The 14,484-nt window shown below is 34.3% G+C and carries 10 protein-coding genes; all 10 read right to left on the bottom strand.

Annotation, left to right across the window (positions count from 1 at the left end):
- Positions 1-29: 29 nt before the first annotated feature.
- The 10 genes from alaS to rny all read right to left on the bottom strand — a co-directional run bounded on the left by alaS (position 30) and on the right by rny (position 14,483).
- Positions 30-2,672: an alanine--tRNA ligase gene (gene alaS / locus ABWU86_RS00580; RefSeq protein ID WP_293793518.1), complete on the bottom strand. Its 2,643-nt coding sequence runs from the start codon at positions 2,670-2,672 to the stop codon at positions 30-32.
- A gap of 267 nt (positions 2,673-2,939) precedes the next feature.
- Positions 2,940-4,301, bottom strand: coding sequence for a DEAD/DEAH box helicase (locus ABWU86_RS00575; protein WP_293793517.1), 1,362 nt, complete (start codon positions 4,299-4,301; stop codon positions 2,940-2,942).
- Between the two features lies 1 nt (position 4,302).
- Entirely contained in the window at positions 4,303-5,253 is a 951-nt protein-coding gene (locus ABWU86_RS00570; RefSeq protein ID WP_293793551.1) for a DHH family phosphoesterase, read from the bottom strand.
- A 160-nt stretch (positions 5,254-5,413) separates the two neighbouring features.
- A complete protein-coding gene (yajC, locus tag ABWU86_RS00565; protein ID WP_293793516.1) occupies positions 5,414-5,731 on the bottom strand; it encodes a preprotein translocase subunit YajC in 318 nt (105 codons plus the stop codon).
- 65 nt (positions 5,732-5,796) lie between these two features.
- On the bottom strand, positions 5,797-6,807 hold the full coding sequence (gene ruvB / locus ABWU86_RS00560) for a Holliday junction branch migration DNA helicase RuvB (RefSeq protein ID WP_293793515.1): 1,011 nt from the start codon (positions 6,805-6,807) through the stop codon (positions 5,797-5,799).
- 15 nt (positions 6,808-6,822) lie between these two features.
- Complete coding sequence (ruvA, locus tag ABWU86_RS00555; protein WP_293793514.1) at positions 6,823-7,437, bottom strand: Holliday junction branch migration protein RuvA; 615 nt, start codon at positions 7,435-7,437, stop codon at positions 6,823-6,825.
- A 12-nt stretch (positions 7,438-7,449) separates the two neighbouring features.
- Positions 7,450-9,375 (bottom strand): DNA mismatch repair endonuclease MutL, encoded by a 1,926-nt coding sequence (gene mutL, locus ABWU86_RS00550; RefSeq protein ID WP_353320888.1) that lies wholly within the window; start codon positions 9,373-9,375, stop codon positions 7,450-7,452.
- A gap of 15 nt (positions 9,376-9,390) precedes the next feature.
- The gene (gene mutS / locus ABWU86_RS00545; RefSeq protein WP_353320886.1) at positions 9,391-12,006 is read right to left on the bottom strand and encodes a DNA mismatch repair protein MutS; all 2,616 of its coding nucleotides are present in this window, start codon (positions 12,004-12,006) and stop codon (positions 9,391-9,393) included.
- Between the two features lie 11 nt (positions 12,007-12,017).
- Positions 12,018-12,818: a TIGR00282 family metallophosphoesterase gene (locus ABWU86_RS00540; protein WP_293793511.1), complete on the bottom strand. Its 801-nt coding sequence runs from the start codon at positions 12,816-12,818 to the stop codon at positions 12,018-12,020.
- A gap of 78 nt (positions 12,819-12,896) precedes the next feature.
- Positions 12,897-14,483 (bottom strand): ribonuclease Y, encoded by a 1,587-nt coding sequence (gene rny / locus ABWU86_RS00535; protein WP_353320884.1) that lies wholly within the window; start codon positions 14,481-14,483, stop codon positions 12,897-12,899.
- Position 14,484: the final 1 nt, after the last annotated feature.

The following is a 14,484-nucleotide window of genomic DNA, read 5'->3' as shown; positions in this document are numbered from 1 at the left end:
CCAAAATTAAAACTTAAACATAACTAATTTTATAATTTTTCTAACCAATCAACAGCTGCACTCATTGCTGCAGGAAGACCTTCTGGCTTAGAACCACCGGCTTGAGCCATGTTTGGACGTCCGCCACCGCCTCCATTAATTTCGCTAGAAATAGCTTTAATAATGTCACCAGCTTTTAGACCGTTTTTCACTTGTTCGTCACTAACTGCAACAATCAAGTTAGCTTTATCACCACTTTGAGTTCCTAATACTAAGACGTCAGATAAATTCTTTGATCTCCAAGTATCAGCTAATTGTCTAAGTTGATCCATCCCTGAAACGTTTAAGACACCAGTAATGATAGACTTACCATTAACTTCCTTGATATCATCAAATACTGAATCAGCTTGTTGGCTGGCTAATTTTGATTCTAGTTTTTCTTGTTTTTGTTGTAATTGCTTAACTTGTTCTTGAAGTTGAGCAACTTTGTTTGGTACTTCTTTAATTTGACTAGTTTTAACTTGTTCAGCAACTTGTTTTAATAATGATTCTTCATTATTTAGATAATCAAACGCTGCCTTTGAAGTAACGGCTTCAATTCTTCTGACACCGGCACCGACACCTGATTCAGAAACAATCTTGAATAAGCCAATTTCACTAGTATTTGAAACGTGGTTACCACCACAGAATTCAATTGAATAGTCACCAGCAGAAACAACACGAACCTTATCCCCATATTTGCTATCAAATAAGGCAATGGCTCCCATCTTCTTACCAGTTTCTTGATCAGTTTCAACAGTATTCACTGGATCGGCTTTAAAGATTTCAGCATTAACTAAGTCTTCAACCTTTTGTAGGTCTTCCTTAGTAACTGAACCGAAATGAGTAAAGTCAAATCTTAAGTAATTTGGTTCAACCAATGATCCAGCTTGTTGAGTGTGGTCTCCTAGAACATTTCTAAGTGATTGATCAAGCAAATGAGTAGCAGTATGGTTATGTTCTACTAATGCATGGAACTTGCGATCAACTTGTAATTCATATGAATGGTCTTTTGATAGACTTGTAATGATTTCTACAGTGTGTAGGTTTTGACCGTTTGGAGCGTGTTGAACATCAACAACGTTGGCACAAACATTACCATTTTCATCAATGATGGTCCCTTGGTCAGCAACTTGTCCACCCATTTCAGCATAGAATGGTGTCTTATCGAAAATTACTTCCGCTTCACCTTCACCAGCTTGATCTACTAATTTTTCATCAACGATTAAGTCAATCAACTTAGCATCTTTTACTTCAAGTTGTGTGTATCCTACATATTCACTAGGAGTTTTAATATCGATTAATAAGTCTCTTTGAACTCCCATTGATTTATCGTTACCACGAGCATTTCTGGCACGGTCTTTTTGTTTTTGCATTTCTGCTTTAAAACCAACTTCATCAACTGAGTAACCAGCATCTTCTAGGTATTCTTTTGTCATTTCAAGAGGGAAACCATAAGTATCGTATAATTTGAAGGCATCTTTTCCTTCAACAACACTTTGATTGTTTGATTTTAAATCATCCATTAAGTCACCTAGTAGTTGTAATCCATCTGAAAGTGTTTCATTGAAACGTTTTTCTTCTGAATGAATAACCTTTTCTAGGTAATCTTTTTGTTCTAATACTTCTGGATAGTATGACTTCATAATTTCACCCACAACAGGTACTAATTTGTATAAGAAGTCATCCTTAATTCCTAAACGATGTCCCGAAACAATCGCTCTTCTAATTAAACGACGAATAACGTATCCTCTACCCACATTTGAAGGTAGTGCTCCATCACCGATTGCAAAAGTAATAGCTCTTGCATGGTCAGCAATAATCTTGAAGTCGATATCATCTTTAGCGTTGACACCGTACTTCTTGTCACCGCTAAATGATTGTGTTTTTTCGATAATTGGCATGAATAAATCAGTTTCAAAGTTTGTTGGTGCATCTTCGAAAATTGATACAACACGTTCTAATCCCATCCCCGTATCAATGTTCTTTCTAGGAAGTGGTTCGTATGTGTCGTCAGGTTTATGGTTAAATTGTGAGAATACGATGTTCCATACTTCTAGGTAACGTTCGTTTTCTCCACCAGGATAGTTTTCAGGATCATCTGGAGCTAAATCATCATACTTTTCTCCACGATCATAGAAAATTTCAGTATCTGGTCCTGAAGGTCCTTGACCAATATCCCAGAAGTTATCATCCATATCGATTAAATGATCTGGAGCAACACCGGCTTCTTGCCAGAATTTTTTAGCATCTGTATCTTCTGGATAGACAGTCATGTATAGTTTTTCTTTGTCCCACCCAAACCATTCAGGTGATGTTAGTAATTCAAAAGCCCATTTAATAGCTTCTTCTTTAAAGTAATCACCTACTGAAAAGTTTCCTAGCATTTCAAATAATGTGTGGTGACGAGCTGTCTTACCAACATTTTCAATATCGTTAGTTCTAATACTTTTTTGTGAACTTGTTAAACGATGGTTCTTTGGTACTACACTACCATCAAAATATTTTTTCATAGTTGCAACACCAGAGTTAATCCATAGTAATGATGGATCATCCTTTGGAACTAGTGATGCACTTGGTTCGATTGTGTGACCATGTTGTTTGAAAAATTCCAAATACATAGCACGAATTTGACTACTATCTAATTTTTTCATAGAAATACCCTCCTATAAGCACAAAAACACCGTTGCTAGTAAAGACGCTCACGCGCGGTACCACTTTACTTGCAACGATGTTCTTTCGTATACCTCTTTAGTCTCAATAACGCTGAGAAGCGATTAATATAACAAATTCGAGATAGCACCATACTAAAGGTCATCACCTTTTTCACCAACCAAGATGTCTCTATAATTCACCAATAGTCTAGTATGTTCTCTTTTATATAATTAAATTATATGGTTTATTAAAACCCCTGTCAAACGTTATCTGTAACGTTGTGAACTACTCTTTTTGGACTTTCTCTTACGACGTCCTTCTTCTCTTTGTTGGATACGACGATTCATTTCATCGTTTCTCTTAAGCTCTTGTTTGATCTTGTTCTTGTAACCAGGTTTAACATTTTTCTTTTTCTTCTTAATCATACCAATCATCGTTGGTTCAAGCTTATCGTGTCCACGACGATGAGTCTTACGACGGTTACGATCATAAGTATCTTCTACTCGATCATTCTTGATTGCCTTAGGTTTAAATGTAATTCCCATTTTTTCTAATGCATCAATTTCGTCTTCTTCATCAGGTGAATATAAGGTTACGGCTGTTCCTGGCATATTATTTCTACCAGTTCTTCCGACACGATGAATAAAGTATTCTAAATCATCTGGAATATCATCGTTAATAACGTCTGAAACTCCTTCAATATCAATTCCACGGGCAGCTAAATCAGTCGCTACAACGTATTGGAATTCAAGGTTTTGAATCTGTTTCATAGTACGTTTTCTTTCACGTGGATTTAAATCACCTGAAACAATTCCGACTTTTAGTCCTTGGTTTCTTAAATAATCATAAATTTCTTCCACACGTTTTCTTGTGTTAGCGAAAATTAAAACAAGATATGGTTCACCTAAGGTGATTAATTTATGAATTAATTCATTCTTATTTTGACCTTTGGTAGAGATTAACCAATTATCAATTGTTGGACTAATAACTGCTTGATTAGGAATATTTTCAACATAAGGATTTTCCAAATATTTCTTTAAAAATGGTTTTAACTTTTGTGGAATAGTAGCAGAAAAGACCATCATTTGAACATCTTTTCCAAAACTAGCCGCAATATTATCAATATCAGATAAAAATCCTAAATCTAAGGTCATATCAGCTTCATCAATTACTAATTGTGTTGCAGTATGAACTTGTAAATATTGCCCCTTGATTAAATCGTTAATACGACCTGGAGTTCCAATAACGATTTGAGGTTGTTCATTCTTTAACTTTTCGATTTGTCTAGACTTATCGGTTCCACCCACATAGTTAACGATGTGGATAGTTTTATCTGAATGTTTAGCTAATTGCTTAGCATTATTATAAATTTGATAGGCAAGTTCACGACTTGGTGTTGTGATAACGGCTTGCACTTCAAGTTTATCAACATTAAGTTGATCAAAGATTGGTAACAAGAAGGCATGAGTTTTACCACTTCCTGTTGCTGATTGTCCAACAACACTTCTATTCTTTCTAATTTCAGGAATAATTTTTTCCTGAATTGCCGTTGGTTCTCTAAAACTTAATTCATCTAAAGCATCATATAAAAATGGCTTTAAATTGTATTGCTTAAATGTACTTGGCATTCTATTCTCCTTTGTAACTAGCTACGATTTCATCTAATTTACTAATCACAGACTTAATTTCATCTTCGTTTTGTGCAGCAGCCCCACTAGCTAAATCATGTCCGCCACCGCCAAATTGTTTGGCTAGCTCATTAATCGCAGGTCCCTTAGAACGTAAACTGATTTTAAAAGTACCATCTTCTTTTTGAATAAATACAGCCCAAGACATTACTTGATTGATATTACCTGGTAACGGTACAACTGCGGAGGTACTTTCATTAATAAGTTCATATTTCTTCAAAATTTCATCTGTTAAAACAATTGAAGCTGCACCATTATCTGTAATGTCTAAGTTTTCATAAACATAAGCAGATAATCTGGCCATTGGTAAATCGATTGATGATTCAATTGTGTTTACCTCTGTTGTTGAAAAGTCTAATTGTGCTAATTTTGATGCGACTCTGAATGTGTTTGATGATGTTGATGGGTATTTAAAGCGTCCTGTATCACCAACAATACCGGCATACAATAAACGACCTGCATTACTGCTTATCTTCAATCGACGTGATGATTCAAATAAATCATAAATCAATTCAGATGTACTGGATGCTTCCGGAACAACCCACATAATGTCACCAAATTGATCGTCATTTGGATGATGGTCAATCTTAATCATCATCTTACCGTGAGTATATCTGTCATCATCTACCCTAGGTTGATTTGCTGTATCAACAACAATTACTAAAGCATTTTCATATACTTCATCATCAATTTCATCAGTCTTTCCTAACCAATCAAAACTGTTATATTGCTTACCAACACAATAAACTTTTTTGTTGGGAAAAGATGTCTTTATAATTTCAGCTAATCCCATTTGTGAACCATATGCATCAGGATCTGGGCGTTGATGTCTATGAATGATAATTGTATCAAAGTCACAAATCGCTTTAATTATTTTTCTTTGTGGTGAAATATTTAAAAGATTTAAAAATTTGTTCATTTTTGTCCCTACTAACCTCATTATTTATCAATACCATAATTATATCATACGGATTGGATGGTTGTTAAAGTCTTTGAAAACAAAAAGACAATTACCAGCAATGCTGATAACTGTCTTTAAAAATACTATTTAATTATTCTTTGTCTTCCTTAGCTTCAGTTGCTTCTTCAGACTTAGCTTCTGCTACACGTTCTGTAACTTTAGCAACAGCAGTTAAATCGAACACTAGGTAAATACCATCGCAGTCTAGAGTAACTGTTTTTTCTTCTTCGTTGATGTCATCAACGATTCCGTGTAAACGACCGATTGTGATAACGTGGTCACCTTTTTGTAGTTGCTTTAAAGTTTCAGCATGTTTTTGTTGTTGTTTCTTTTGTGGTCTGATAACCAAGAAATACATAATCGCAAATAAAACGATTAAAATAATAAATCCACTGTAGTTTTGAATCATTTAACTCACCGTGCCTTCTATAATTTAGTATATATGTTACCAAAGATTACCTACTTCGTCCAGTTTTACTTATCAAGATTATACGGGTAATTTAAGTGGGTATAACCTTCTTGCGTAACCACTCTCCCCCTTGCGGTTCTCTTAATAAATCCAATTTGTAGCAAATATGGTTCATACATTTCTTCAATTGTATTCACTTCTTCACCAATGTTCGCGGCTAACGTTGAAACACCAACTGGACCACCGTTATAAAACTCAATCATGGTTTTCAACAATTTAATATCAGTAGCATCAAGTCCCTTATTATCAACGCCTAACATTGTTAATGCTTTATCAACAATTTCTACATCAACGTTTTCCTTTTCGTCAACTTGAGCAAAATCACGAACTCGCTTTAATAAGCGGTTTGCAATTCTAGGTGTTCCTCTAGATCTACGTGCAATTTCATGAGCACCTTGATCTACAATTTCAGTTTCAAATATGTCAGCTGACCTAATGACAATGTCTTGTAAATCTTCTACATTGTAGTATTTCATATGTTCGACAATTCCAAAACGATCTCTAAAAGGTGCTGATAACAGCCCCGCTCTTGTGGTGGCACCAATCAATGTGAATGGTGGCAGTGGTAAATGCACTGGATGCGCTGTAGGACCTTGGCCAACCACTATATCCACACTGAAATCTTCCATAGCGGAATATAACATTTCTTCAACTGTTTTAGGTAGTCGATGGATTTCATCTATAAATAAAATATCACCTGGTTGAAGTTCATTTAATAGCGCTGCCAAATCACCAGTCTTTTCAATTGCTGGTCCACTAGTAGTTTTTATATTGGTATTCATTTCATTAGCGATAACCATTGCTAATGTGGTTTTACCAAGTCCCGGAGGTCCATATAACAATACATGATCCAACGTTTCTTCTCTCTGTTTAGCTGCCTTGATATATACGGACAATTCTTCTTTTAAATCATCCTGTCCAATATATTCTGATAAGAATTGTGGACGTAGTGATTTTTCGAAAGAATCTTCCATTTGTCCCTCAATATCACCAGAGACGATGCGGTCATCATTCATTTATGAATCCTCCCTTTAAAATTTGGTAACTGCTGTTAGCCCTTGTCTTAAGTATTCTTCGGTACTTGTTGCAGGAATTTCTTCTAATGCTTTACGAGCCTTCTTAATATCTTTTGCTGTATATCCTAATTCTTTTAGTGCTTCCAGCGCATCTTCTAACTCTTGATTATCAGAAGTATAATTACTAATCGATACGTTATCATCAACTTCATCAAACAATGTTGGTGCAATATCATCAAGCTTACCCTTCAAATCAAGAATAATTTGCTTAGCTGTTTTTTGACCAACACCTGGGAATTTAGTTAAATAAGTAACATTTTCAGTGTTAATCGCATTTAGCAATGATTGCGGATCATTACCCGCAATAATTGCAAGTGCACTCTTAGGTCCAATCCCAGAAACATTTAATAACTTTTCAAAAATCGATTTTAATTCTCTACTTGAGAATCCATAAAGGGTTTGAGAAGTGTCAGTGACTGATTGATGAATAAACACTTTTACTTTTTCGTTATTGTCTACTGTATAGACGTATGGATTAGAGGTATAAACTAAGTACCCAACTCCATTCACGTCTAATACTATGAAACCAGGTTGTACATCTTGAATAGTTCCATTTAAATATTCGAACATTGTTTTCCTCGCTTACATAAATTTATCTTGTCCATGTGGATCTTGAATTCGTTTAAACATTTTTTCCATATCTGTATTAGAGAAAGAAACCAGAACCGGTCTACCGTGAGGACAATTAAATGGATTGTTAACTGTTGCTAATTCATCTAGCAAGTGAACAGCTTGCTTTCTATCTAAGTGATGATTAGCTTTGATTGCTTGTTTACAACTCATCATAATCGCTGTATCAGCTCTAAAATCAGCTACTGAAATATCCTTATGAGATAGTACCCAATCAATCATTTCCCTAATTGTTTCTTCTTCAGTACCTTCTGAAATCCAAGTTGGATGCTGTTTAATAATAAAACTATTGTTTCCAAAAGCTTCAATATCTAATCCAACTTTTTTTAAGGTCTCTAATTTTTCAGAAATAATCAATGCATCCCTATTTGGGTAGTTTAAAACTAGTGGGACTAATAGATTTTGTTGGTCATCAGAAACTTCACCAATTTCTTCTCTTAATCTTTCATAGTTAATTCTTTCTTGTGCTGCATGTTGATCAACAATATACATTCCGTCATCAGATTCACAGATTAAATAAGTCCCGTGCAATTGACCAATATATAACAACTTAGGAAATCTTACTTCAGCTGGCTTACTTTCAACTAAAACATCTTCTTCATCATTAAAAGGTGTAGCCGGCACAGCATATTTCTGCGTAAATTCGATCACGCTATCATCGTTTAATTGATTTCTATTTGTGATAAAAATTGAGTCAATATTGGAAATTTTTAAATCGACTTCACTATCAATTTTGTCTTCACTATCATTGCTAGTGAAATTGGGTTGAACTAATTCTTCGTCACTAGTTTTTGGATGATTAGAAACACTATATTGATTAATTTCCATTTGTAATTGTTGATTAGTATATTTAGGCTTAACCGCTCTATCTCTAGTCATCACATCTGGAATTAGATTTTCTTTATAAATCGTATCATAAATGGTCTTAGCAACCAAATTACATAACTGACCTTCTTTACTTATCCTAATCGTCTGTTTCGTTGGATGAACATTTACATCAGTTAGAATAGGATTTAATTTGATATTTAAAACTGCAATTGGATATCTTCCAACCATTAACTTCGAACCGTAACCGTCAGTAATCGCTTTAACTAAAGAATAGTTTTTAATATATCGACCATTCAAATTAATCGTAATATGGCTGCGAGCAGATCTAGTTAGCTCCGGTAAACTAACATAACCATCAATTGTAAAATCATCATCTTGATTACTTATTTTAATAATCTTTTTCAAATTTTTGGCACCGTAAATATCACCAATCACCTGTTTTAATTGCCCTCGTCCAGAAGTTCGTAATATTTCCTTATGATTATGAACCAAAGAGAACGCAATATCAGGATGACCAATTGCCAATCGATCAACAATATCAGAAATTTGTGATAATTCTGTCCGAAGCGACTTCATATATTTTAGTCTTGCAGGAGTATTAAAAAATAGGTTTTCAACACAAATACTGGTTCCACGTCTTGAATCAGAAGGTTTAATATCTTCAACCTTGCCACCTTTGATGTGAATTTGTGTTCCTTCATCCCCTGTTGAAGTCTTTAAATGAACATCTGAAACTGAAGCAATAGAAGGTAGTGCTTCTCCTCTAAAACCGAGTGACCGCACCATAAATAAATCTTTTTGATCATTAATTTTACTAGTGGCATGACGCTTAAATGCAATTTGAACATCATCTTGGTCAATACCAATTCCATCATCAATGATTTCGATTTTCTTTAATCCTGCATCTTCAATGTTGATATCAATTTGTGTACTTTGTGCATCGATCGCATTTTCTACTAATTCCTTTACAACAGAAGCAGGACGTTCGACAACTTCACCAGCTGCAATTTGATCGGCTAAAATAGCAGACAATTCATGAATTTTATGCAAGATTATTCACCCCTATTACTTATCAATTTCTCTTTTCCATTTGTATACTTCATTCATAATGTCCATTGGTGTTTTAGACATTAAATCAAGGTTCTTAATTGCCTTAATAATTTTATCATTTTCAGTTGATTTAGGCGCTGATTTACTATCGTCATTAAATAATGAAAGCTGTAAATCGTCATCATAATTTTCTTCAACTTGCTTTTTGGTAGGAGCTGCATCTTCTGCCATAACCACCGGTTTAGCAGCAATATCGTTTTGCTCTAAGTCAGTTAAAATAATATCCGCGCGAGTTAACAATGATTCTGGTAATCCAGCTAACTTAGCAACATGAATTCCGTATGACTTATCAGCTGCACCAGATTGTACCTTGTGTAAAAATACTAATTCTCCGTCTTTTTCTACAGCTCCAACGTGAACGTTTTTTAGTTGTTTCAATGAGTCAGATAGTTCAGTTAATTCATGATAATGTGTTGAGAATAAAGTTTTAGCATGAATATTATTATGAACGTATTCAATAATCGATTGAGCAAGAGCCATTCCATCATACGTGGCTGTCCCTCTTCCAATTTCATCAAATAAAATCAAGCTGTTATCAGTAGCATTTTGAATTGCTTGGTTTGATTCTTTCATTTCCACCATAAATGTACTTTGGCCTGAAATTAAATCATCAGCAGCACCAATTCTAGTGAAAATTTGATCGAAAATTGGCATATTAGCAGATTTAGCAGGAACAAAACATCCTATTTGCGTCATTATAACAGTTAACGCTAATTGTCTCATGTAAGTACTTTTACCAGACATGTTAGGACCTGTTATCAATAAAACGTTGGTATCAGGTTTCATAATCACATCATTTGGAACATAAGATTGATGTCCCATTACCTTTTCGACTACTGGATGTCTTCCATCAACGATTTCCAAAGTATGATTGTCATTTAATGTCGGACGAACTAAACGGTATTCATCTGAAATTGAAGCAAAACTTTGTAAAACATCTAAACTAGAAACCGCATTGGCTAGTTTTTGCAATCTTTGAATTGCTGTTTTTACAACTGCTCTAACTTCACTAAATAAATCATATTCCAATGTTTTGGACTTTTCTTGTGCTTCAATGATTAACTTTTCTTTTTCTTTTAACTCCGTAGTAGAAAATCTTTCGGCATTAGTTAATGTTTGTTTACGTTCGTATCTATCTTCTGGCAGCTTAGCTAAGTTAGCTTTAGATACCTCAATGTAATAGCCAAAAACATGGTTATAACCGATTTTTAAGTTGTTGATGCCGGTTAGTTCACGTTCTTTATTTTCCAGTTCAGCAATCCATTGTTTTCCATTATTCATTGCATCACGATATTGATCCAACACTTCGTTATATCCTTCATTAATAATGCCACCCTCTGTTACCGAAATTGGTGGTTCGCTAATGATGGCTTGTTCAATTAATTCAGCCACTTCTTCGACTGGATCTAAATCATTATCAATTTGTTCAAATGATTTAGTTTCCATTTCAGCCAAAATATATTTAATTTTAGGAATTTGTTGTAGTGATGTCTTTAATTGCACTAAATCTCTTCCGTTAACAGAACCGAATGAAACCTTTCCAGCCAATCTTTCAAGGTCATAAACTTTTACCAATAAATCTTTAATTTCACTACGTTCATAGTAATGATCTAATAAATCATTGACCTGGTTTTGGCGATTTTTAATTTCTGATTGGTTAATTAAAGGATGATCAATCCATTCCTTTAACTTTCTACCACCCATTGCAGTTTTTGTTTCATCTAATAACCATAACAAACTACCAGACTTCTTGTTTGTTCTTAAGTTCTTGGTTAACTCTAGATTATATTGTGAATTATGATCCATTTTTAAAAACTCAGCTGGTTGATAAGCGATTGCTGGTTTCATATGGGATAAACTACGTTTTTGCGTGTCAGTAATATAAGTAATTAAACGACTAACTACTTGTTTTTCAACTTCATTTAAAAGATTAACAACTAGGTATTCCATGTCTTCAGACATTTGCATATTGTCTTGGTAAGACACTAAAATTCCTAGCTTATTAATCATATCAATATCCTTTTGTGGTAAATCGGAATTAACAATTACTTCTTTAGTTTGCAATGTCATTAATTCGTTTACGACACTATCCATGCTGCTTAAGACCGTTGTCTTCAATTCACCTGTAGATAATTCGGCATATGCAAAGCCATACTTACCATCTACATATTCTATTGATGTTAAGTAGTTGTTTTCCTTCGCATTTTCAGCACCCATTGCTGTTCTTGTACCTGGGGTGATTAATTGTGTAACAGCTCTTTTAACCATTCCTTTAGCAGTCTTAGGGTCTTCCATTTGTTCACAAATCGCTACTTTGTATCCTTTATCGATTAATGTATCGATATAAGCTTCAACAGCTTTATGGGGAACTCCACACATAGGAATTGGATTATCAGCATTTTTACTTCTAGATGTAAGTGTTAATTCTAGAATTTGCGCACCTTTAACGGCATCTTCGTTAAACATTTCATAAAAATCACCTAAACGATAAAAAACAAAAGCATCTGGGTATTGATCCTTAACTTTTTGATATTGTTCCATCATTGGTGTTTGTTTAGCTTTACTAGCCATTTAAAATCCCCCTATCTATTATATGGATGACTCGGATCAATTAAGATTGTTTTGATGGATCTAGCAGTTCCATCATCTCTTAAATCAATTACACATCCTGATAAAATTTGGTCACCCTCATTTTGCACTTCAAATCTGGTGGGTCTTTGAGTTAAAAAGCGATGAATAATACTATCATATTTCATCCCTAAAACACTATTAAATGGACCACACATTCCTACATCAGTTATGTACGCAGTTTGTTTATTTAAAATTTGATTATCATTTGTTTGTACATGGGTATGAGTTCCTACAACGGCGGAAGCTCTTCCAGTCAGAAATAGACCCATCGCCTTTTTTTCACTTGTTGTTTCCGCATGAAAATCAACGAAAATATAATCTACCTCTTTTTCAATCTTGTTTAATAATTCATCAATCTTTTGAAAAGGATCATCAATTGGATCAATAAAAATTCTTCCTTGTAAATTAACCACCGCTAATTTCTTACCGTTCACATTAACGATTGTATATCCAGCACCTGGAACGTCTTTTCCCGGGTAATTCAATGGGCGCACTAAATTTTTACTATCATCAATGAAATCATAAATTTCTTCATTATTCCACGCATGGTTTCCCAAAGTAATGACATCAGCTCCATCATTCATTAATTGCTTATAAACTTTGTAGCTAATTCCTCTTCCTACTGGCGTTGAATTTTCTCCATTTACAATTGTCACTTGTGGTTTAAAGTCGTGTTTCAATTTAGATAGATATTGATCAACCATATCTACTCCTAAATTACCAACTACATCCCCTAAAAATAGTATTCTCATCTCTATCCTCAATTCCGTTATTATATATGTACAATTTTACACCGTTTTAACCAAAATAAAAAAGGCTTATCGCCTTTTTTATTTTGCATATTCAATTGATCTTACTTCTCTTATAATTGTAACCTTGATATGACCAGGATATTCCATATCCTCTTCAATTTTATTTTTAATATCTCTTGCTAATACAACAGCTTGAGTATCAGAAACTTTCTCTGGTTTAACAATCACTCTGATCTCACGTCCGGCTTGAATAGCATAACTCTTCTTAACTTCATCAAAGCTATCACTAATTGTTTCCAAACTTTCAAGACGATGAACAAAACTTTCAAGAGATTTACTCTTGGCACCTGGTCTAGCAATCGCAATCTTGTTTGCGATATTTACTAATTCAGAAACAATAAACTTAGGTTCGCTATCTTCGTTATCGGATGCAATAGAATCAATCACTACTGGACTTTCCTTAAACTTCTTGGCTAAATCAACACCAAGGTCAATATGTGAACCTTCATTATCATTATCAGCAGAGCGACCAATTTCGTGCAATAATCCTGCGCGCTTAGCTAAAACGACATCTTCACCTAGTTCTGCGGCTAATACACCAGCTAGCTTGGCAACTTCAATAGAATGACTTAAAACATTACGACCATGATAAATCTTAAATTTCAATTTACCAATCATCATAATCATTTCAGGACTCATTGAATGAATACCTAAATCGAATACTGTTTCTTCACCAATTTCTTGAATCTTTTCATCAAGTTCACGGCGACTCTTTTCAACCATTTCTTCGATTCTAGCGGGATGAATTCTTCCATCTTTAATTAGACTTTCAAGTGCCATCTTGGCTACTTCTCGTCTAATTGGATCGAATCCACTTAATACTACAGCTTCAGGGGTATCATCAATAACTAAATCAATTCCTGTTAAAGTTTCGAAGGTTCTAATATTTCTTCCTTCTCTACCGATAATTCTACCCTTCATATCATCATTAGGTAGATTAACAACAGAAACAGTAGTTTCAGAAACAATATCAGCAGCACTTTGTTGAATTGCTTCAATAACTAAATTTTTAGCGTTTTCAGATGATTCCTTACGAGCTAAATTATAACTATCCTTAACCATCTTGGCACGTTCATCAGCTAATTCTTGCTTAGTTTCATTAATAATTAGCTCTTGTGCTTCTTCTTGCGATAGTGTTGAAATATGTTCTAACTCAGCCTGACGTTGTTTAACTAGCATATCAGCTTGCTGTTGCTTTTGTTCAAGCTTCTTTTGGTTCAAGTTAAGCTTTTCTTCACGCTTGTTCAATGAATCTTCACGCTTGTTCAATGAATCTTCACGCTTATCAAAAGCGTCATCTTTTCGATCTAAAGAATCTTCACGTTGAATTAGACGATTTTCTTGTCGTTGAACTTCAATACGTCTTTGCTTAATTTCTTTTTCAATGTTAGAACGATAATGATTACTCTTTTCTCTTGCTTCTAGAATTGCTTCCTTAGCAGACGTTTGAGCTTGTCGTTTAGCATCTTCCAAAATATCTTGTGCACTCATGTGAGCCTTAGTCAATTTCTTATCAACAATCTTCTTGTTAAAAAAGATACCAACAGTAGTTCCCACCACAAAAGCAGCGATGATTGCGAGGATTATAGGTAACAAATAAGTCATA

Source organism: Apilactobacillus pseudapinorum (genome assembly GCF_040369555.1).
Taxonomy (GTDB): Bacteria; Bacillota; Bacilli; order Lactobacillales; family Lactobacillaceae; genus Apilactobacillus.
Note: the sequence above shows the minus strand (reverse complement) of the source record. Positions and strands in the feature narration are given on the sequence as shown.